Genomic DNA, 19,770 nt, shown 5'->3' with positions numbered 1-19,770 from the left:
TCATGAACATGAGCAAGCCCGTTGACAACGCCGTCAGCACCGTCCGCACGTACATCGAGACCCACCGCGTCGCCTTCCTCGACGACCTCGCGGAGTGGCTGCGCATCCCCTCGGTCTCGGCTCAGCCCGACCACGCCGCGGACGTGGCACGCAGCGCTGACTGGCTCGCCGCCAAACTCCGGGAGACCGGCTTCCCGACCAGCGAGGTCTGGCCGACCGCGGGCGCCCCGGCCGTCTTCGCCGAGTGGCCCTCCGAGGACCCCGACGCTCCCACCGTCCTCGTCTACGGGCACCACGACGTGCAGCCGGCCGCCCGCGAGGACGGCTGGGACACCGAGCCCTTCGAGCCCGTGATCCGCGGAAACCGCCTCCACGCGCGCGGGGCCGCCGACGACAAGGGCCAGGTGTTCTTCCACACACTCGGCGTCCGGGCCCACCTCGCGGCCACCGGGCGCACCGCCCCGGCCGTGCACCTCAAGCTTTTGATCGAGGGCGAGGAGGAATCCGGCTCCCCGCACTTCCGCGACCTCGTCGAGGGGCACGCGGAGCGACTCGCCGCCGACGCCGTGATCGTCTCCGACACCGGCATGTGGTCCGAGGACACCCCCACGGTCTGCACGGGCATGCGCGGCCTCGCCGAGTGCGAGATCGAGCTGCACGGGCCCGAGCAGGACATCCACTCAGGGTCGTTCGGCGGCGCCGTGCCCAACCCGGCCACCGCGGCCGCCCGCCTGGTCGCCGCCCTGCACGACGAGCACGCACGCGTGGCCGTACCCGGCTTCTACGAGGGCATCACCGAACTCACCGACCGCGAGCGCGAACTCTTCGCCGAACTGCCCTTCGACGAGGAGCGGTGGCTGCGCACGGCCAGGTCGACGGCCACCCACGGAGAGGCCGGGCACACCACCCTCGAGCGCGTCTGGGCCCGCCCGACCGCCGAGGTCAACGGCATCGGCGGCGGCTACCAGGGCCCCGGCAGCAAGACGATCATCCCGTCCTCGGCCCTGGTGAAGCTCTCCTTCCGGCTGGTCGCGGGACAGGACCCGGACCACATCGAGAAGGCCGTACGAGCCTGGGCGGCCGAGCAGGTACCCGACGGCATCCGGCACGCGATCACGTTCGGCGCGGCCACGCGCCCGTGCCTGACGCCACTGGACCACCCCGCCCTGCAGTCCGTCGTCCGTGCCATGGGCCGCGCCTTCGAGCAGCCCATCCGCTACACCCGCGAGGGCGGTTCGGGACCGGCGGCCGACCTCCAGGAAGTCCTCGGTGCCCCGGTGCTCTTCCTGGGCATCTCCGTTCCCTCGGACGGCTGGCACGCCCCCAACGAGAAGGTCGAACTCGACCTCCTCATGAAGGGCGTCGAAACGACCGCCTACCTGTGGGGCGACCTGGCCGAGAACTGGCGCGAGACACACTGAACAAGCCGATCCACAGCCCCAAGAGCGCACCGCCCGCCCGTCCCGCTGAACCGCCTGCCGAAATAACCGTTCCATCGGGGGAGTTGGAAGCACCCGTGACCACCTGGACCGACTACAGCGCCGACCGTCCCATCTCGCTCACCGCTCCGAGCGGCATCGACCGGGCCGCCCACCAGCGGCTCGACGAGGCCTGGCTCGCGGCGGCCTGGAGCCACCCCACGACCCGCGCCTTCGTGGTCTCCGGCGGTCAGGTGCTCATCGATGAGATGGCCGACGGCAGCACCGAACTGCTGATGACGCCGTCCTTCGAGGCCCCGCTCACCGAGGCGCACCGCTACTTCCTGGGCACGGACGACGACGGCGTGAGCTACTTCGCGCTCCAGAAGGACTCCCTTCCCGGCCGGATCGACCAGTCCGCCCGCCCGGCGGGTCTGCGCGAGGCCGGTCTTCTGTTGTCCCCGCGCGACGCCGGCCTGATGGTGCACGCGGTCGCGCTGGAGAACTGGCAGCGCCTGCACCGCTTCTGCTCCCGCTGCGGTGAGCGCACGGTCATCGCGGCAGCCGGTCACATCCGCCGCTGCCCCGCGTGCGGCGCCGAGCACTACCCGCGTACCGACCCGGCCGTGATCATGGCCGTCACGGACGACGAGGACCGCATCCTCCTCGGCCGCCAGGTGCACTGGCCCGAGGGCCGTTTCTCCACGCTCGCGGGCTTCGTCGAGCCCGGCGAGTCGATCGAGCAGTCCGTACGCCGCGAGGTCTTCGAGGAGGCGGGCGTCACGGTCGGCGAGGTCGACTACGTCGCCAGCCAGCCCTGGCCGTTCCCCTCCAGCCTCATGCTGGGCTTCAGGGCCCGCGCCACCTCGTCGGAGATCAACGTCGACGGCGAGGAGATCGAGGAAGCCCGCTGGTTCTCCCGGGACGACCTGCGGGCCGCCTTCGAGTCCGGAGAGGTGCTGCCTCCCTACGGAATCTCGATTGCGGCCCGCCTGATCGAGCTCTGGTACGGCAAGCCCCTGCCGACACGGCAGGACCTCGCCTGACGTCGGTCAGACGCCGATCTTCTGCTTGACCTGCGCGAGCGAAGGGTTCGTGAGCGTCGAACCGTCGGGGAAGAGAACGGTGGGAACCGTCTGGTTTCCGCCGTTCGCCTTCTCGACGAACGCCGCGGACTGCGGGTCCTGCTCGATGTTGATCTCGTTGTACGTGATGCCCTCGCGGTCCATCTGGCCCTTGAGCCGACGGCAGTAGCCGCACCACGTGGTGCTGTACATCGTCACAGTGCCCTGCATGTCCAATGGCTCCTTCACGGCTTCGGGTGCGCGTTCGCTGCCAGTGGAACGCACGTCACCCGGATGCCATTCCCGTGGGGGGTATCAGGGGCAGCACCGTGACGTGATGCTCGCCGCACCGCCTCGCGCGGCTGGTGCGACGGCCGCGGCGGGGGAGGGCGTGCGCCCGAGGCATGGCCGAGATGCGACCCCCGTCGCACGGGGCGGACGTGACGCTTGCCGCATTCGTACGACTGCAGGCGCCTCCCTGTGGACAACCGGCTCATCCGTCTCCGCCGACCTGGCAGCATGGCGGGGTGACAGCAGCAACGCACTCCACCCTCTTCCCGCAGGTTCCGGACACGGCCGACGCGGTGCTCGACGGGCTCGACCCCGAGCAGCGCGAGGTCGCCACGGCCCTGCACGGTCCGGTGTGCGTGCTGGCGGGCGCCGGCACCGGCAAGACGCGGGCGATCACCCACCGCATCGCCTACGGGGTGCGCGCGGGGATCCTCCAGCCCTCCAGCGTGCTCGCGGTCACCTTCACCAACCGGGCCGCCGGCGAGATGCGTGGCCGTCTGCGCCTGCTCGGCGCCGGAGGGGTCCAGGCCCGTACCTTCCACTCCGCCGCGCTGCGCCAGCTGCAGTACTTCTGGCCGAAAGCGGTCGGTGGCAGTCTGCCCCGTCTGGTGGACCGCAAGATCCAGCTCGTCGTGGACGCGGCGGCCGCCTGCCGCATCCGTCTCGACCGCGGAGAGCTGCGGGACGTCACCGGCGAGATCGAGTGGTCCAAGGTCACCCAGACCATTCCCGCCGACTACGCCGCGGCCGCCGCCCGGGCCGGCCGCGAAGCCCCTCGCGACCCGGCGGAGATCGCCCAGATCTACTCGGCGTACGAGGACCTCAAGCGCGACCGCGCGGTCATCGACTTCGAGGACGTCCTGCTGCTGACGGTCGCCATCCTGCAGGACCGCCACGACATCGCCGAGCAGGTCCGCTCCCAGTACCAGCACTTCGTGGTCGACGAGTACCAGGACGTCAGCCCGCTCCAGCAACGCCTTCTGGAGCTGTGGCTCGGCGAGCGGGACAGCCTCTGCGTGGTCGGTGACGCCAGCCAGACGATCTACTCGTTCACCGGTGCAACGCCCGACCACCTTCTCGACTTCCGCACCCGCCATCCCGGAGCCACCGTCGTCAAGCTCGTCCGCGACTACCGCTCCTCGCCCCAGGTCGTCCACCTCGCCAACGGCCTGCTCTCCCAGGCCCGCGGCCGGGCCGCCGACCACCGCCTCGAACTGATCTCCCAGCGCCCCGCGGGCGCCGAGCCCGTCTACGCCGAGTACACGGACGAACCCGCCGAGGCCGAGGGCGCCGCCCGCCGCATCCGCGACCTGGTCGCCTCGGGCGTCCCCGCCGGTGAGATCGCGATCCTGTTCCGCACGAACTCCCAGTCCGAGATCTACGAACAGGCCCTCGCCGACGCCGGTGTGCCCTACCAGCTGCGCGGCGCCGAGCGGTTCTTCGACCGCCCGGAGGTGCGCAAAGCGGGCGCGGCCCTGCGCGCGGCAGCCCGCTTCGGCGGCAACGACTCGCTGCTCGACGATGTCGTCGATCTGCCCTCGCAGGTCCGAGCGGTGCTCTCGGGCGAGGGCTGGACCAACAAGCCCCCGGCCGGCTCCGGCGCGGTCAGAGAACGCTGGGAGTCGCTGGCCGCCCTGGTGAACCTCGCGCAGGATTTCGCGAGCGCCAAGTCCGGCGCGACGCTCGGTGACCTGGTGGCCGAGCTCGACGAGCGCGCGAGCGCCCAGCACGCCCCGACCGTGCAGGGAGTCACCCTCGCCTCCCTGCACTCCGCCAAGGGACTGGAGTGGGATGTCGTCTTCCTCGTCGGTGTGGCCGAGGGCATGATGCCGATCACCTACGCAAAGACCGACGAGCAGATCGAGGAGGAGCGCCGCCTCCTCTATGTCGGTGTCACCCGCGCCAGAGAGCGCCTCTTCGTCTCCTGGGCGCTGTCCCGCTCTCCGGGGGGCCGCGCCGGCCGACGCCCCAGCCGGTTCCTGGACGGTCTGCGACCCGGCTCCGTCGGCACGACGGGCCGCGGCGGTGGCGGCGCCTCGGGAGGGATCGAGCGGGGTGCCGGAAGGAGCGGTGTCACCGCCGTACGGCGCACCAGCCGGACCCCGGCGCGCTGCCGGGTCTGCGGGCGCACCCTCACCGACGCCGGTGAGCTGAAACTGTTGCGCTGCGAGGGCTGCCCCTCCGACATGGACGAGGGCCTCTACGAGCGGTTGCGCGAGTGGCGCGCGGTGCAGGCGCAGCGCAGCGGGCAGCCCGCGTTCTGCGTCTTCACGGACAAGACACTGATGGCGATCGCGGAGACCGCGCCGGACGACGAGGGCGAGCTCGCGAGGATCCCCGGGGTCGGCATGCGCAAACTCAACCGCTTCGGAGCCGAGGTTCTGGCCATCTGCGCAGGTCGAGAGGTCGGAGGCGACGTCGATGGTGACTGATTCAAACTCGTCGGGAAAATAGTTTGCGCATGCCCCAGCAATCCCCATAGGTTCTTAACCACGGCAGCAGCGGCCTTCTCCAAGGCCCTGGTTCCGTGCTGTACTTAATAGCCGTCGGACCGGCTCGCACCGGTCCCCCAAGACGCCGAGAGGAGGCGATTCCAGTGATCAGCATCAACACCAGCTTCATCAACACCGTGAAAATGACCGATCGCTCGGTCGTCGCCTCTATGTGCATGCTCGGCGTCTCGAACCTGGGCACCGGTCTGTCCGGCATTCCTGCCGTCCGGCCGGCGTCCTCCGTGTCTCTCGCGGGTCTTCCCGTCAGTGAGCGCAATGAGCGACCGACCCAGGCACTGGAAGCGGCAGTAGTGGCAGAGGCGCATGCCTATGCCTTTGCGGCAGCCGGTGCCGGATCCCTGAAGCAGACGAAGCAGCACCACACGATGTGGGCCTTCCGTGGGCCTGAACCCTGGAGTGATCCAGCCTGATACTCGATCAGGCCGGCGCCTTCAGGGCCGCGGAACCCCACCCGGGATCCGCGGCCCTTCTGTTTGTCCCCGACCGGGGACAGCAGAGCGAAGGGGCCTCGGGACAAGAAAAGAACCCGGTACCAGCCGCCAACCGGCCAACCCGGCCGGCACGACCAGACGAGGAAGACGAACCGTGCAACTCGAAGCGCACGCCCCGTCCGTACCGCCTTCCGAAACGATCCCCCCGCCCGGCCTCACGGAGGACTCCACCTTGATCCCGCTCACTGCGCTCACCGCGCTCGACGACGCCATCGAGAACCTCGGCGTACCCGTCCCCTGCCGTTCCTACGACCCGGAGGTCTTCTTCGCCGAGTCGCCGGCCGACGTCGAGTACGCCAAGTCTCTCTGCCGCACCTGCCCGCTGATGGAGGCCTGCCTCGCCGGCGCCAAGGAGCGGCGTGAGCCCTGGGGCGTCTGGGGTGGCGAGCTCTTCGTCCAGGGTGTTGTCGTGGCCCGCAAGCGGCCGCGTGGCCGCCCGCGCAAGAACCCGGTTGCGGCATGAACATCCGAGGAACGATCGACCGCCCCCTGACGCACGACCCCAAGAAGCAGGCCCCGATGAAGCCGTCCACTAGCGAGCCCGCAGGCTCCGCGACCCCAGACTTCACCACCTCAGGCGCGAACGACTCGCGTCAGAACAGGACCCGAGAGATGCAACTCATCCCAGAAGCCTTGGCTCGTGCGCATATGCACGAGCGACTGCACCAGGCCGAGCAGGAGCGCCGGGCCGTGCGCCTGGTGACCGCTCGCCGCATGCAGCGCCGGGCCGAGCGCGCTTCGATGCGAGCCCGGCGCGCGCTGGCCATGGCGGTCATGCAGTAGTCGACGCACCTCGTCGCAGCAGCCGCAGCAGTCGCAGACAATGAATCCCGCGGGGGTCGGTCCGAACGGACCGGCCCCCGCGGTGCGTTGTGCCGGGCGAACCGCCGATCGCGGCGATATCGTCGCCCGAGTGACGAGTCTTCCCGAAGACAGTGACGGCACCGGCTCCACACCGCGGTCCGACGCGGGCGAAGCCCAGAAGATCGTGTGCGCCCACTGCGGCATCCCTGCCGACGGCCCCCTGCCGACGTGGACCTGTTCCGTCGAGAACGGCACCCGCCGTTACTTCTGCGACAACTGCGCCCGCAGCAATCTCAGAGCGATCGAGGGCCGTCTCGATTCGGCCTGGTGGTAGACCCGCTTCGACAGCGGCCGGTCCGTGACCCGGATCGGCAACCTCCGCGCCGCGGGACGACGCGTCCATGGCGCCGACTCACGCCTCGGCGGCCGACACCTCTTCGTCCAGTTCCTCCAGCACGAATCCCGGCAGCCACTCCTCCAGTTCGTCACGCAGACGGACCGTAGCGCCGAGCTGGCACAGGACACCGATGGTGCTGAGGGTCACCCGGTGTATGAGGAGATATGCCGGCGGCAGGTTCAGCTGCCTGCCCAACTGGTGGGCGGGGGAGCGCGGGTCCGCGATGCGGGCGGCCTGGCTGCGCATCCAACCTCGGGTGAACGTGAACTCGTCCGCCTGGGCCGGTTCGATGATCGGCAGCAGGTAGTCCAGGACCGCGTCGGGTTCGAGCTCTATCGACTCCTTGACGAAGCCTTCCTCGCAGAGCAGTTCGTAGACCGACTCGGCGTCACCGTCCAGGGTCATGCGGAGGGAGTCGCCGATCGGCTGGGGCAGACCGCCGGGGAGCCGGTCCACCGTGCCGAAGTCCAGGACGCCCAGGCGCCAGCCGGTCTTCTCGTCCGGCAGGAGTCGGAAGTTACCCGGGTGCGGATCGGCGTGCAGCAGGCCGGTGCGGGCGGGGCCCGAGAAGAGGAAGCGGGCCAGCAACTGCCCGGCGCGGTCCCGCTGCTCCTGCGTGCCGCCGGTGATCACCTCCGACAGCGGCACCCCGTCGATCCATTCGGTGACCAGGACCTGCTCGCACTGGTGGACCACCGCCGGCACGAGGACGTCGGGGTCGCCCGCGAACTCCTCGGCGTGCGCTGCCTGGGCCTGCGCCTCCAGGCCGTAGTCGAGCTCCTCCGAGACCCGGTCGCGCAGCTCCGCGATGAGCGGCTTGATGTCCATACCGGGGATCAGGGGACCGAGGAGCCGGGCGAATCGGCCGAGCTGGGTCAGATCGGACAGCAGGGCCTCGCCCGCTCCCGGATACTGCACCTTGACCGCGACTTCACGGCCGTCGTGCCACACCGCCCGGTGCACCTGGCCGATCGAGGCAGCCGCGGACGGCTTGTCCTCGAACTCCACGAACAGCTCGGTCCAGTCCGCGCCGAGCCTCTCCGCCAGCACGGAGTGGACCGTGCGTGTCGGCATGGGGGGCGCCGCGTCCTGGAGTTTCGTCAGTGCCGCCCGATAGGGACCAGCGACCTCCTCCGGCAGCGCCGACTCGAAGACGGACATGGCCTGCCCGAACTTCATCGCCCCGCCTTTGAGCTCGCCGAGCACCTTGAAGAGCTGCTCGGCGGTGCGCTGCTGAAGCTCGCGGGCCACGATCTCCGCAGACTTCCCGCCGATCCGCTTCCCGAGTCCCCAGGTCGCACGCCCGGCGAAGCCGAGCGGTAGCGCGGCCAGTTTGGCAGTACGGGTGACTGCCTTCCGGGGAAGATCAGACATGCGCCCTCCAGGTCCCAGCAAGCCGTGCCGCATGCGGCTGTTGCCCAGCCATTGTCTCGTGCGCTTCGCCGTCCTCGGAGGTCCGCTCCCGTTTTGTTTTCTCCGCGGTGCCGCAGGGGCAGGCGGGATGCGCCCAGACAGGGGTCGCATGCCAGTCGCATCCGGGCAGCGATGCCTCCCAGCGGGCCCCCGCGCCGGAGGGCGTGTCCCCGTCCAGGAAGGCGAGCGCGTGGCTCGCGGCGAGTCCGGCGACCGCCGCGGCCAGGGCGAGATCGCAGGCGGCCACTCGGCGCTGCTGCCCCGAGCGCCACTGCGCGACCAGGCGTGGCCAGGTCGGATCCCGGTCGGCACGCCGCAGGTCCAGGCAGCCCGCGCAGCCCGTGTCGCCCGGCAGGACCAAGGGGCCCACGACTCCGGTCGCCTCGACGACCCCCGCGTAGAGGTGGGGCGTCCCCGAGGTGATCAGGCTCTCGGCCGACGCGGGGTCCGGTGCGTGGACGGCGAGGCCGTCCCGGGGAGCGAGGATCACCAGGGACAGCCCGCGAGTCTCCTCTCCCTCCCTCTCCTTGGAGGAGGCCCGGGGAGGACGGTCCGGGGCCGCTCGGCGCACCGCCCGACGGGCGGCGTCCTCCCGGCGCTCCCCGATGGACTCCACGGGAAGACCGCCCGGCGCCACGTCCCACGGTTCGACGCGGCCGAGGTCACGCACCTCGACCTCGCCCACACCGGCGCCCGCGAGCAGTGCGGCCAGGACGACGCCCACGCGGCCGGCGCCCCGCACCTGTACGCGCTGGCAGCGGCGGGCGGCCAGACGCTTGACGGCCCCGGCCGGCTCGGGAGCGATGAGGGAGAGGGAGGCGAGGTCGGATCGCAGCCGGTCCATGACCTCCTTCTTCTCACGCAACGCGGCCGCGGCCGGGCCGCCTCCGGTCGTGTCGTCCAGCAGGCCCGACCGGGCCAGCCGGTCCACCAGTCCGTCGACATGGCCGTCGGGCAGTCCCATCTCACGTCCCTGCTCGCGCAGCAGCGGCATTCCGCGTGTCCCGTCGAGCAGTTCGAGGAAGCTGCCGGTGGCCGTGTCCATCGGGCCCAGCACCATCGCGTGCGCCGGTGCCATTCCGAACTGCACGGTGTTGAGATCCCGCCAGCCGCGCCGCAGCGCGGGCTTCACGATCGGATGCATGACCTACCCCCGTAGACCGTAGTACGACCCCGAATGTCCACGGTGTGCCTGCCGCACCGCGGACCGAATGCCAGCATGCCCGTCCCTGCCGGGCCCTGCCGAAAGTTGTCCACAGGCGGCCCCGTTCGTCCCACAAATCAAACGCGCGGAGTGCGGATCGGCATCGAACCGTCCCGGGGGCGGGACTTCCCCCATGTGCAGCGGGTAACGTCGGGGCGTGCCCGCCGACCCACTGCACAGCGCCGCAAAAACACAGCGCAGCACGACGAGCCCGCCGCCGAGCGGTTCGGGGGCGAGCGCGATCGAGGTCCGCAGGAGCGCCCGACGGCGCAGAACTGTCTCCGCGTACCGCGAGGGCGATCGCACCGTCGTGCTCATCCCCGCCCGTATGTCCGAGGCGGAGGAGCAGCGTTGGGTGACCGTCATGCTCGACAAGCTGGCCGCCCAGGAAAGCAAACGGGTGCTCGGCGACACCGAGCTGGCCGAGCGTGCCGAGCGACTGTCGGCCCAGTACTTCGACGGCCGGGCGCGGCCGTCGTCGGTGCGCTGGGTCACCAACCAGAACACCCGCTGGGGCTCGTGCACCCCCTCCGAGGGCAGCATCCGTCTGTCGCACCGGCTGCAGGGCATGCCCGAGTACGTCGTCGACTACGTCCTCCTCCATGAGCTCGCCCACCTGCTCGTACCCGGCCACGGGCCGCGCTTCTGGCGGCTTCTGGAGGCCTATCCGCGGACCGAGCGCGCTCGCGGATATCTCGAAGGCGTCGTCGCCGCCGACCGGCTGCCCCACCTCCCCGCCGCGCGCGACGAGTAGGAGCCGGCCGGGCCCGCCGCGGGGGCGATTGTGTACCGGGTCTGTACCGGCATCGTCCACTTCCGGACTTTGCCGTTAGCCTGACGCGACGCACTCGCATCGGGATGGGGGACGGTCGTTACGCATGGCCAGGGAATTCCAACGCGGCCACAAGGCCAAGATCAGTGACCTCACCGCGGGCACAGATCTGTACGTAGGTGTGCAGATCACCGGCCCCGGACTGACCTTCGACATCAGTTGCTTCGGGCTGGACGCCGACGAACGGCTGTCGGACGACCGGTACTTCGTCTTCTTCAACCAGCCGAAGTCCCCTGAGGAGTCCATTCAGCAGCTCGGCGCGCAGTCGGGTGACACGGAGTCCTTCCGGGTCACCCTCGACCGGATTCCGGCGCAGATCCAGAAACTGTCGTTCACGGCGACGATCGACGGCGCCGGACAGATGTCGCAGATCGCCCCCGGATACCTCCGCGTCGTCGCGGGCGGCGAGGAGGTGGCCCGCTACACGTTCAATGGCGCGGAGTTCTCCACCGAGCGTGCCGTGATGCTGGGCGACTTCTACCTGAAGGACGTCTGGCGGTTCGCCGCCGTGGGACAGGGCTTCGACGGCGGCCTCGACGCGCTGCTGAAGAACTTCGGCGGTGAGGTCGCCGAGGAGGCGCCCGCCGCCCCGCAGCCGCAGTCCGGCGCCGCACCGTCCTTCGCCCCGCCGGCCCAGGCCACCGCGCCGCCCACGTTCGGCGCTCCGGTGGCTCCCGCCCCGGCACCCGCCGCGCAGGGCTTCGCACCGCCACCCGGTGCCACGCAGCCCGCGCCCTCCGTGCACGCCGCCCCGACCATCGTGGGGCCGCTGCACACCCCGCCGGGCGGCACCGTTCCGCCGCCGGGCCCCGCGCCGTACGTGCAGCCGCCCGGTCCACCGGGTCCGCCGCCCGGCTACGGCCAGCAGCCGCCCGGCCAGACGGCTCAGATGCCGCCCGGTTACGGCCAGCAGGCGCCGACCGCGCCTCCCGGCTACGGTCAGCAGCCTCCGACGGCACCCCCCGGCTACGGCCAGCAGCCGCAGTACGGACAGATTCCGGGCCAGGCACCCGGGCAGTTCCCGGCTCAGCCCGGCGCCCCCTCCCCGTACGGCGTCCCCCAGGGCGCCCCGCAGGCTGGGGCCGGTGTGGCCGCCGCGCTGGGAGCCTTCAAGGAGACGCCCACCGGTCAGCGGTGGACTCCGCAGAACAAGAAGCTGATCCGTGTCGATCTCGGCATCGGCGGTCAGCCCGTGCTGGCCCGACAGGGCAGCATGGTGCTGTACCAGGGCAAGGTCGACTTCAGCTACAAGGGCGCCGGATTCGCCGGCCGGCTCGTGGGCAACGCGACCGGCCAGGAGATGCAGCTGATGCGCTGCACCGGCCAGGGCCAGGTGTTCTTCGCCGAGAACGCCACCCATGTGCACCCGATCGAACTCCAGGGAGACGCGATCTGTGTCTCCGCGGAGAACGTCCTCGCCTTCGACGAGTCCCTCCAGTACGAGGTCCGTCGCATCGAGGGGCACGGCATCCCCGGTGGCGCGCTGTTCACGATGCAGTTCCAGGGGACCGGCACCATCGTCGTCAAGACGCACGGCGCCCCGGTCGTCCTGCCGGTGACGCCCACGACCTTCGCCGACTGCAACGCCGTCGTCGCCTGGTCCGCCGCGGCGCAGGTGATCGTCTCCAGCCAGGTGAGGATGCGCCGGAACGCCTACCCCGGCGACACCGGCGAGAGCGTGAACCTCCAGTTCCGTGCCGCGCCAGGCAATTTCGTCGTCGTCCAGCCGTACGAGGTCTGAGGGAGCCCGTCATGAACCAGCCATTCGCGGGCTTTGCCCCGGCACCCGTCACCGCGCGCATGGAGAACCACGGCAATCACATGCTGAAGGTCGCCATGCAGACCGGAAGCGACCTCTTCGCGCGCGTGGGGTCGATGGTCGCCTACGAAGGGTTCGTCCAGTACGAGCCCAACCCGCCCGCCGTACGCCAGATCGCACGCGACTGGATGACCGGCGAGGGCGCGCCCCTCATGAAGTGCTCCGGCGACGGCCTCCTCTACCTCGCCGACTACGGGGCGAACGTCGTCGTCATCAACCTCAACGGGGACGCGATCTCCGTCAACGCGACGAACCTCCTCGCCTTCGACGCCCACCTCACCTGGGGTGTCGAGCGGGTGAAGGGGCTCGCCAAGTTCGCCGGACAGGGTCTGTGGAACACCAAGATCTCCGGTCAGGGCTGGGTCGCGCTGACGTCCCGGGGCAAGCCGATCGTCGTCGACTGCGGCGGCGGTGAGGACGAGACGTACGTCGACCCGGACGCGCTCGTCGCCTGGTCCCCGAACCTCAAGGTGAAGGGCAAGCGCAGCTTCAAGGCACAGTCGCTGATCGGACGCGGCAGCGGCGAGGCGTACCAGATGGCGTTCTCCGGGCAGGGCATCGTCGTCGTCCAGCCCAGCGAGGACAGCACCGACCGCCTCCGAGTCCGGGGCTGAGGGGGAGCAGGACACCATGCAGAGCCCGCTTTTCGGCTACAACGAGCAGCAGACCCAGGATCGCTACAGCCTGCAGAACTCGCAGATGCTGCGCATCGTCCTGGAGGGCCACGACGACATCCTCGCCCGCAAGGGCACCATGGTCGCGTACCAGGGTCTCGTCGAGTTCGACGCCGAGTACCAGAACAACAGCCAGCACCGCGCGCGTGCGTACACCGGTGAGGGCCTCGACCTGATGCGCTGCCACGGGCAGGGCACGGTCTACCTCGCCAACCTCGGCCAGCACGTGCACGTGGTCGACGTGGACCAGGACGGACTCACCGTCGACAGCAGCTATGTGCTGGCGATGGACTCCGGGCTGCACCACGAGGTCATCGCCGTGGACAGCCAGTACGGCATCTCCGGCTCCGGCAAGTACCAGCTCAACATCACGGGGCGCGGCAAGGTCGCGCTGATGACCTCCGGGATGCCGCTGATGATGCAGGTCACCCCGGACCGGTACGTCAACTGTGACGCCGACGCGATCGTCGCGTGGTCCACCGGCCTGCGCGTGCAGATGCAGGCCCAGACCCATTCCTCCGGAGTGTGGCGGCGCCGCGGCAACACCGGTGAGGGCTGGGAGCTCAGTTTCATGGGCACCGGCTACGCGTTGGTCCAGCCCAGTGAACTGCTGCCGCCGCAGAACGCGGGCATCGGTCAGGGGCTGCGCGCCCAGTACGGCATGGGCCAGCAAGGGGTGCAGGCGCAGAACCAGGGCAACGCCTGGAGCTGACCGCCCGGCCGTTCGGGAAGCGACGGTCCAGCGAGCACGGGTAAGGGGCGACCGCCCATGGCGGTCGCCCCTTACCCGTCGGTCGCGCCCGCGGCGGTCACAGCCGTGCGCGGGCCCCTTCCAGGAGCCGTACGACCGAAGCGTCGGCCACCGCTGCGACCTCGTCGTAGGCGAACCAGCGCAGGTCGAGGGACTCGTCGCTGATGGCCTCGACGGCGTCGGCCGGGGCGAGCGCCGCGTACTGGACGTCCAGATGCCAGTGGCACGGCGCCGGGATGGCGTGCCGGTCCAGGGTCACGGGGCCGCCCGGCGCCAGGGTCAGACCCTGGATGCCCGACTCCTCGGTCGCCTCGCGCAGCGCCGCGTCGGCCAGGGTCGAGTCGCCCGGCTCGCAGTGCCCGCCCATCTGGAGCCACATCTTGAGCTTGCGGTGCAGCGTCAGCAGGACGCGGCCCCGCACCGGGTCGATCACCAGAGCGCTCGCCGTGACGTGCCCGGCGTGGCACGACTTCCACATGCCGTCCGGGTGCCCGGACAGGTGGTCGAGATAGACCTGGCGCAGCTCGTCCTGGCCCTCGTGGTTCTTCAGCACGAGGACCGCGTCGTCGTACAGGCTCACCTCGTGCTGTCGCCGTTGCCGGCGTCCTTGTCGGTGTCCTTGGAGTCGTCGTCCTTCTTCAGGTTCGGCTTCTCGGCGGTGCCGCTCGCGGCCTCGCCGAGCATCTTGTCGAGCTCGGAGAAGTCCATGTGCTCGCGGTGCACGAAACCGTCCGGGTCGTCCAGGTCGGACGCCGTCGGCAGCATGTCCGGGTGGGCCCACAGGCCGTCCCGGCCGTCCACACCGCGCGCGTCGGTGAGCGAGGCCCACAGGCGCGAGGCGTCCCGCAGCCGGCGCGGACGCAGCTCCAGGCCGATCAGGGTCGCGAACGTCTGCTCGGCGGGACCGCCCGTGGCGCGGCGGCGGCGCAGCGTCTCGCGCAGCGCGTCGGCCGACGAGAGCCGCGGCTTGGCCGCCGAGTGGACGACCGCGTCCACCCAGCCCTCGACCAGCGCGAGCGCCGTCTCCAGGCGGGCCAGCGCGGCCTTCTGCTCCGGCGTGTCCTCCGGCTGGAACATGCCCTGCTGGAGTGCCTGCTGCAGCTCCTCCGGGTTCTGCGGGTCGAACTGGCCGACCACGTCCTCCAGCTTCGCGGTGTCGACCTTGATCCCGCGCGCGTAGCCCTCGACAGCGCCGAACAGGTGAGAGCGCAGCCACGGCACGTGCGCGAACAGACGCTGGTGGGCGGCCTCACGCAGGGCGAGGTAGAGCCGTACCTCTTCCTGGGGGACGCTCAGGTCCTTGCCGAACGACTCGATGTTCAGCGGCAGCAGCGCGGCCTTGCCCACCGGGCCGAGCGGCAGTCCGATGTCGGTCGAGCCGACGACCTCGCCCGCGAGCACGCCCACGGCCTGCCCGATCTGCGTGCCGAACATGGCGCCGCCCATGGAGCGCATCATGCCGATGAGCGGGCCCGCCATGGCCTGCATCTCCTCCGGCAGCACGTCGCCCATGGCCGCGCCGACACGCTCGGCGACCGGGTCGACGAGCTCCTTCCACACGGGCAGGGTCGCCTCGACCCACTCCGCCCGGCTCCACGCCAGCGCGGAGCCGGCACCGGAGGGCAGGGACGTCGCGTCGTCCAGCCACAGATCGGCCAGACGCACGGCCTCCTCGACCGCCTGCCGCTCCGCGGGACCGACGCTCGCGTCCTTGGTGCCCTCAGAGGTGCCCTGGGCGACCGTCTGCCGGGCGATCTGCTTGGCCATGTCCCAATTCACCGGACCACCCTCGTACGAGAGCATCTGGCCCAGTTGCTGGAACGCGGCGCCCAGGTCATTGGGGTTCATGGAACCGAACATGGCTGCGAGCGGATTGTCGGCTCCGGGGCCACCGGCTCCGTGCGGCCCGAAACCGAACGGTCCCTGACCACCGCCGCCCTGCTGGTCCTTCTTCTTGCCCTCGTCGCCGTTCTCCGGCTCCTCCGGCGGAAGGCCGAATCCGAATGGGGTGTCACTCACGGGATTCCTCGGCTGGTAAGGCCGCCGGTTCGTCCGACGGCGGCTGCCCACAACACCACCCAGCGTAGACACCTGAACCCGATCGGGCCTCGGTGCTTCGCCGACTCGTCGCCTGCGGCAGGATGGATGCCACCTGGTAGGGGCGCGTCACACGCGTCCATTACTGAACACAACCGCTGGAGACGCCCGGTGAGTTCCCCAGATCCGCAGGTTCGCGCAGCGCGAAACCACTCAACCAGCCCAGCCTCGCGCGGCCCCGTCGTCGCGGTCACCGGCGCCGCGGCCGGTGTGGGCGCGCTGCTCACCGAGCGGCTGGCCGCCAGCGAGGAGATCAAGCAGGTCGTCGCCATCGACGAGCGGCGCGGCGAGTGCGCCGACGCCCAGTGGCACATCCTGGACGTGCGGGACCCGGCGATCGCCGAGAAGCTGCGCGGAGCGGACGTCGTGGTCCATCTGGCGCTCGACCTCGATCTGGAGACGGACGCGGCCGCCCGGACGGCGTACAACGTCCGGGGGACGCAGACCGTGCTGACCGCCGCCGCGGCCGCCGGAGTCCACCGTGTCGTGCTGTGCACGTCGGCGATGGTCTACGGGGCGCTGCCCGACAACGAACTGCCGCTCTCCGAGGACGCCGAACTGCGGGCGACGGCCGAGGCGACGGGCGTCGGCGACCTCCTGGAGATCGAGCGGCTCGCGCGCCGCGCGCCGCGGGCGCACCCGGGGCTGAACGTGACCGTCGTACGGCCCGGGGTACTCGTCGGTGGCGGTACGGACACCGCGCTGACCAGGTACTTCGAGTCTCCTCGGCTCTTGGTCGTGGCGGGGTCGAGGCCCGCCTGGCAGTTCTGCCACGTCGAGGATCTGTGCAGTGCGCTGGAGTACGCGGTCGTCGAGAAGGTGGAGGGCGAGCTGGCAGTCGGGTGCGACGGGTGGCTGGAGCAGGAGGAGGTGGAGGAGCTGAGCGGGATCCGGCGGATGGAGCTGCCGTCCGCGGTCGCGCTGGGCGCCGCCGCCCGACTCCACCGGATCGGGCTCACTCCCTCGCCCGCGGGGGACCTCGCCTACACGATGTACCCCTGGGTGGTGAGCGGAAGCCGGCTGCACGACGCCGGATGGCGGCCGCAGTGGACCAACGAGGAGGTCCTGGCGGAGCTGCTGGAGGAGGTTGCCGGGCGCCACACGGTGGCCGGCCGGCGGCTGGGACGCAAGGACGCGACCGCGGCGGGCGCGGCGGGCGCGACGGTGGCCCTGCTGGGCGCGGCCGCGGTGGTACGGCGGGCACGGAAGGCGCGGCGGCGCATCTGAGCGCGCGGGCGTGTCGTGGCCGGGGCGGCCGGCGCTGTCCGTCTCGACGAGGCCGACGGAGCCCGGCTCTGTAGGAGCGTCCAAAGCCTGACGCGCGCGTGCCGGGTGAAAGCCGTATTCCGCGGTGTCAGTGGGGTGCGGCACGATGGAGTCATGGCACCTACCTATGACCACCCCGGTGAGCAGGCCGCTCCGGACCCGATCCGGCTGCTCGCGATCCGTGACGAACCGCTCTCCCTGGACGAGGTCTTCAAGGCTGTGGGGGACGACGCCGCCGGGGGGACCGCGTTGTTCGTGGGGACCGTGCGGAATCACGACGCGGGTGCCGACGTCGACGAGCTGGGGTATTCGTGTCACCCCAGTGCCGAGGCGGAGATGCGGCGGGTCGCGGAGAAGGTGGTCGCCGAGTTTCCCGTGCGGGCGCTGGCCGCCGTTCACCGGGTGGGTGACCTGGTCGTCGGGGATCTGGCCGTCGTCGTCGCCGTGTCGTGCGCGCACCGGGGCGAGGCCTTCGAGGCCTGCCGCAGGCTCATCGACGATCTCAAGCACGAGGTGCCGATCTGGAAGCACCAGACGTTCTCCGACGGGTCGCAGGAATGGGTCGGCGCCTGCTGAGACCCGCCCGTTCCGTCGCCCCTGACGGTTCACCGACTCCTCACCCGTCTTCCGGTTGCGTAACCGGGGCCCTGCCGTGAGCGTTAACACTGCGGATGGTTAATCTGCTGATCAGTCAGTTGCGGTCGCTCATGGGGTTGGGAGGTCGACATGGCGGCGCTTGCCTGGTTGCTGATTCCGCTTGTGGCTGCGATCGGTGCCGGACTGTGGGGCAGCTGGGCCGGCCGGAATCGCAAAGCCGCGGGAGACGGTGTCGAGCTCGCCGGATACACCCGCTTCCGTGAGGCCATGGAGCGGTCCGAGGTCCGGGAGAAGGCCCCCTCCGACGCGGTCTGAGGAAAGCAGCCGTTCCGGCCTCGTGAGCGGGCTCCGGTCCCACCACGTACGGTCGGCCCCGACGGTGCGCTTACAGCACCGTCCCGTACTGTCGTTCCATGCCACGCCGCACCGCGACGATGCTCGCCTCCACTCTGATCCTGATCGCGCTTCTGTGCGCGGGAGTGTTCATCAAAGTGCCGTACTCGGAGATGTCACCGGGTCCCACGGTGAACACGCTGGGTAACCACGACGGCGAGCCGGTGCTGCAGATCTCCGGGCGCAAGACGTATCCGACGACCGGTCACCTGAACATGACCACGGTCCGGGTCACCAGCGCCGACTACAACATGAACCTCGTCGAGGCCGTGTACGGATGGCTGGCACACGACAACAAGGTCGTGCCGCACGACACCCTCTACCCGGACGGCAAGACCGAGGAGCAGTCGACGCAGGAGAACGCCGAGGAGTTCAGCCAGTCCCAGGAGAGCGCCAAGGTTGCCGCTCTGAAGGAGCTGGGCGTCCCGGTGAAGTCGTGGGTGATCGTCTCGACCGTCGTCAAGGGCTCCCCGGCCGAGGGACGGCTGCACGCCGGTGACGTCATCAAGGCCGTCGACGGTACGACGGTGAAGGCGCCCGACGACGTCGCGAAGCTGGTCACCAAGCACAAGCCCGGCGACAAGGTCGTGTTCACGATCGTGCCCGCCAAGGAGCAGGCCGCCGCCGAGAAGGAGCACACGACGGCGACCGCGACCAAGGACGTGACGATCACCACGGCCAAGTCCGACGACAGCGGCAGCGACCGTGCCATCGTCGGCATCTCGGCCGGGACCGACCACACGTTCCCGTTCACCATCGACATCAAGCTCGCCGACGTCGGCGGCCCGAGCGCGGGTCTGATGTTCGCGCTCGGCATCGTGGACAAGCTCACTCCGGGGAACCTCACCGGAGGCAAGTTCGTGGCCGGCACCGGCACCATCGAGGACAACGGCAAGGTCGGCCCGATCGGCGGCATCGAAATGAAGACCGTCGGCGCGCGGAACAAGGGCGCCCAGTACTTCCTGACGCCCAAGGACAACTGCGCCGCCGCCGCCAAGGACACCCCCGGCGGGCTCACGCTCGTCAAGGTCGACACCATCGACGACGCGATGAACGCCCTCAAGGACATCAGCGCGGGCCGGACCTCCGACCTGCCGAAGTGCACCACCAAGGGCTGACGTACACCGCTCGTCCGTGGACGGGGGCGCTCCGCGGTCAGCGGAGCGCCCCCGTCCACGTCCGCCCGCCGATCAGTCCGCGAACGTCGCCGACAGCGCCTCCGCGAGGCCCGGCACCAGGCCCGCCCCCGTGAGCACCTCCGTCGGCGCGTCCTTCTCGCGCAGCCGCAGCGCCGAGTCACGGGCGCCGTCGCGCAGGACTCCGACCGTCATGCGTACCTCCTGACGGTCCGGGTGCGCGGCGACCCACTGCGTGAGCTTCTTGCCGCTGAGACCCTCCGGGACCGAGGCCTCCGCCGACGGCGGCAGCATCAGCCGCTCCACGGTGAGTGCGCAGCCGACCACGGAGTCGGGCCAGGCGATGGTGCCGAGGAACTCGTCCAGCGGCTTGCCGGCAGGGATCTCGTCCTGCTCGATGGGGGTGAGACCGATCGTCGCCTGCTCGTCCTCCAGGCCGAGCTGGGCGGCGAGGCCGGGTTCCTGGACCCGCAGCCGTGCGGTGTCTACGAGGGCGAAAAGGCGAGCGGGCTGGTCCCAGCCGAGGCCGGAGGCGTACTCGTCGATCTCGAGTACGGCCCGGTTGAGTGGGCTCGCTGCCATGGGAGTGTTGGACATGGTCACAATCCTG

At 70.5% G+C, this 19,770-nt stretch carries 21 protein-coding genes; 15 read left to right on the top strand and 6 right to left on the bottom strand.

Annotated elements, in window-relative coordinates:
• Positions 1-2: 2 nt before the first annotated feature.
• Positions 3-1,421, top strand: a complete 1,419-nt coding sequence (locus ABZX90_RS15620) for a dipeptidase (RefSeq protein WP_355205154.1) — start codon at positions 3-5, stop codon at positions 1,419-1,421.
• 95 nt (positions 1,422-1,516) lie between these two features.
• A complete protein-coding gene (gene nudC, locus ABZX90_RS15615; protein ID WP_355205151.1) occupies positions 1,517-2,464 on the top strand; it encodes an NAD(+) diphosphatase in 948 nt (315 codons plus the stop codon).
• 6 nt (positions 2,465-2,470) lie between these two features.
• Here nudC and ABZX90_RS15610 read toward each other — a convergent pair whose 3' ends face one another.
• Positions 2,471-2,713 carry a mycoredoxin gene (locus ABZX90_RS15610; protein ID WP_351128896.1) on the bottom strand — a complete coding sequence of 81 codons (243 nt, stop codon included), beginning with the start codon at positions 2,711-2,713 and terminating at the stop codon, positions 2,471-2,473.
• A 296-nt stretch (positions 2,714-3,009) separates the two neighbouring features.
• On the opposite strand from ABZX90_RS15610, the gene ABZX90_RS15605 reads away from it, so the two are divergent.
• From ABZX90_RS15605 to ABZX90_RS15585, 5 genes are all read left to right on the top strand, one after another.
• Positions 3,010-5,205, top strand: a complete 2,196-nt coding sequence (locus ABZX90_RS15605; RefSeq protein WP_351128898.1) for an ATP-dependent DNA helicase UvrD2 — start codon at positions 3,010-3,012, stop codon at positions 5,203-5,205.
• Positions 5,206-5,369: 164 nt separating this feature from the next.
• Complete coding sequence (locus ABZX90_RS15600) at positions 5,370-5,696, top strand: hypothetical protein (RefSeq protein ID WP_351128900.1); 327 nt, start codon at positions 5,370-5,372, stop codon at positions 5,694-5,696.
• A 175-nt stretch (positions 5,697-5,871) separates the two neighbouring features.
• Positions 5,872-6,240: a WhiB family transcriptional regulator gene (locus ABZX90_RS15595; RefSeq protein ID WP_028802016.1), complete on the top strand. Its 369-nt coding sequence runs from the start codon at positions 5,872-5,874 to the stop codon at positions 6,238-6,240.
• Positions 6,237-6,560 (top strand): hypothetical protein, encoded by a 324-nt coding sequence (locus ABZX90_RS15590; protein ID WP_351128903.1) that lies wholly within the window; start codon positions 6,237-6,239, stop codon positions 6,558-6,560. The genes ABZX90_RS15595 and ABZX90_RS15590 overlap by 4 nt, the downstream gene beginning before the upstream one ends.
• 130 nt (positions 6,561-6,690) lie before the next feature.
• On the top strand, positions 6,691-6,915 hold the full coding sequence (locus ABZX90_RS15585) for a hypothetical protein (RefSeq protein ID WP_351128905.1): 225 nt from the start codon (positions 6,691-6,693) through the stop codon (positions 6,913-6,915).
• A gap of 78 nt (positions 6,916-6,993) precedes the next feature.
• On the opposite strand, the gene ABZX90_RS15580 is transcribed toward ABZX90_RS15585, so the two are convergent.
• Together ABZX90_RS15580 and ABZX90_RS15575 are read right to left on the bottom strand one after the other, a co-directional pair.
• Complete coding sequence (locus ABZX90_RS15580; RefSeq protein WP_351128908.1) at positions 6,994-8,352, bottom strand: AarF/ABC1/UbiB kinase family protein; 1,359 nt, start codon at positions 8,350-8,352, stop codon at positions 6,994-6,996.
• Positions 8,345-9,535: a TOMM precursor leader peptide-binding protein gene (locus tag ABZX90_RS15575; RefSeq protein WP_351128910.1), complete on the bottom strand. Its 1,191-nt coding sequence runs from the start codon at positions 9,533-9,535 to the stop codon at positions 8,345-8,347. The genes ABZX90_RS15580 and ABZX90_RS15575 overlap by 8 nt, the downstream gene beginning before the upstream one ends.
• A gap of 217 nt (positions 9,536-9,752) precedes the next feature.
• Between ABZX90_RS15575 and ABZX90_RS15570 the strand changes: the two genes are divergently transcribed.
• The 4 genes from ABZX90_RS15570 to ABZX90_RS15555 all read left to right on the top strand — a co-directional run bounded on the left by ABZX90_RS15570 (position 9,753) and on the right by ABZX90_RS15555 (position 13,632).
• Entirely contained in the window at positions 9,753-10,349 is a 597-nt protein-coding gene (locus tag ABZX90_RS15570; protein ID WP_351128913.1) for a M48 family metallopeptidase, read from the top strand.
• Positions 10,350-10,473: 124 nt separating this feature from the next.
• Complete coding sequence (locus tag ABZX90_RS15565) at positions 10,474-12,168, top strand: TerD family protein (protein ID WP_351128915.1); 1,695 nt, start codon at positions 10,474-10,476, stop codon at positions 12,166-12,168.
• 11 nt (positions 12,169-12,179) lie between these two features.
• Complete coding sequence (locus ABZX90_RS15560; RefSeq protein ID WP_351128917.1) at positions 12,180-12,860, top strand: AIM24 family protein; 681 nt, start codon at positions 12,180-12,182, stop codon at positions 12,858-12,860.
• Positions 12,861-12,876: 16 nt separating this feature from the next.
• Positions 12,877-13,632 (top strand): AIM24 family protein, encoded by a 756-nt coding sequence (locus ABZX90_RS15555; protein ID WP_351128920.1) that lies wholly within the window; start codon positions 12,877-12,879, stop codon positions 13,630-13,632.
• A gap of 97 nt (positions 13,633-13,729) precedes the next feature.
• On the opposite strand, the gene ABZX90_RS15550 is transcribed toward ABZX90_RS15555, so the two are convergent.
• Both ABZX90_RS15550 and ABZX90_RS15545 read right to left on the bottom strand, forming a co-directional pair.
• The gene (locus ABZX90_RS15550; protein ID WP_351128922.1) at positions 13,730-14,251 is read right to left on the bottom strand and encodes an NUDIX hydrolase; all 522 of its coding nucleotides are present in this window, start codon (positions 14,249-14,251) and stop codon (positions 13,730-13,732) included.
• Entirely contained in the window at positions 14,248-15,690 is a 1,443-nt protein-coding gene (locus ABZX90_RS15545; protein WP_355205142.1) for a zinc-dependent metalloprotease, read from the bottom strand. The genes ABZX90_RS15550 and ABZX90_RS15545 overlap by 4 nt, the downstream gene beginning before the upstream one ends.
• A 189-nt stretch (positions 15,691-15,879) precedes the next feature.
• On the opposite strand from ABZX90_RS15545, the gene ABZX90_RS15540 reads away from it, so the two are divergent.
• The 4 genes from ABZX90_RS15540 (at position 15,880) to ABZX90_RS15525 (ending at position 19,142) form a co-directional block, all read left to right on the top strand.
• On the top strand, positions 15,880-16,995 hold the full coding sequence (locus ABZX90_RS15540) for an SDR family oxidoreductase (RefSeq protein WP_351128926.1): 1,116 nt from the start codon (positions 15,880-15,882) through the stop codon (positions 16,993-16,995).
• A gap of 153 nt (positions 16,996-17,148) precedes the next feature.
• On the top strand, positions 17,149-17,610 hold the full coding sequence (locus ABZX90_RS15535) for a molybdenum cofactor biosynthesis protein MoaE (protein ID WP_351128928.1): 462 nt from the start codon (positions 17,149-17,151) through the stop codon (positions 17,608-17,610).
• Between the two features lie 150 nt (positions 17,611-17,760).
• Positions 17,761-17,946 carry a hypothetical protein gene (locus ABZX90_RS15530; RefSeq protein ID WP_351128930.1) on the top strand — a complete coding sequence of 62 codons (186 nt, stop codon included), beginning with the start codon at positions 17,761-17,763 and terminating at the stop codon, positions 17,944-17,946.
• A 98-nt stretch (positions 17,947-18,044) separates the two neighbouring features.
• Complete coding sequence (locus ABZX90_RS15525; protein ID WP_351128932.1) at positions 18,045-19,142, top strand: PDZ domain-containing protein; 1,098 nt, start codon at positions 18,045-18,047, stop codon at positions 19,140-19,142.
• A gap of 72 nt (positions 19,143-19,214) precedes the next feature.
• Here ABZX90_RS15525 and ABZX90_RS15520 read toward each other — a convergent pair whose 3' ends face one another.
• Positions 19,215-19,757, bottom strand: coding sequence for a PPA1309 family protein (locus ABZX90_RS15520; RefSeq protein WP_355205137.1), 543 nt, complete (start codon positions 19,755-19,757; stop codon positions 19,215-19,217).
• Between the last annotated feature and the right edge of the window lie 13 nt (positions 19,758-19,770).

Source organism: Streptomyces sp. NPDC002935, assembly GCF_040611295.1.
Lineage (GTDB): Bacteria > Actinomycetota > Actinomycetes > Streptomycetales > Streptomycetaceae > Streptomyces.
Note: the sequence above shows the minus strand (reverse complement) of the source record. Positions and strands in the feature narration are given on the sequence as shown.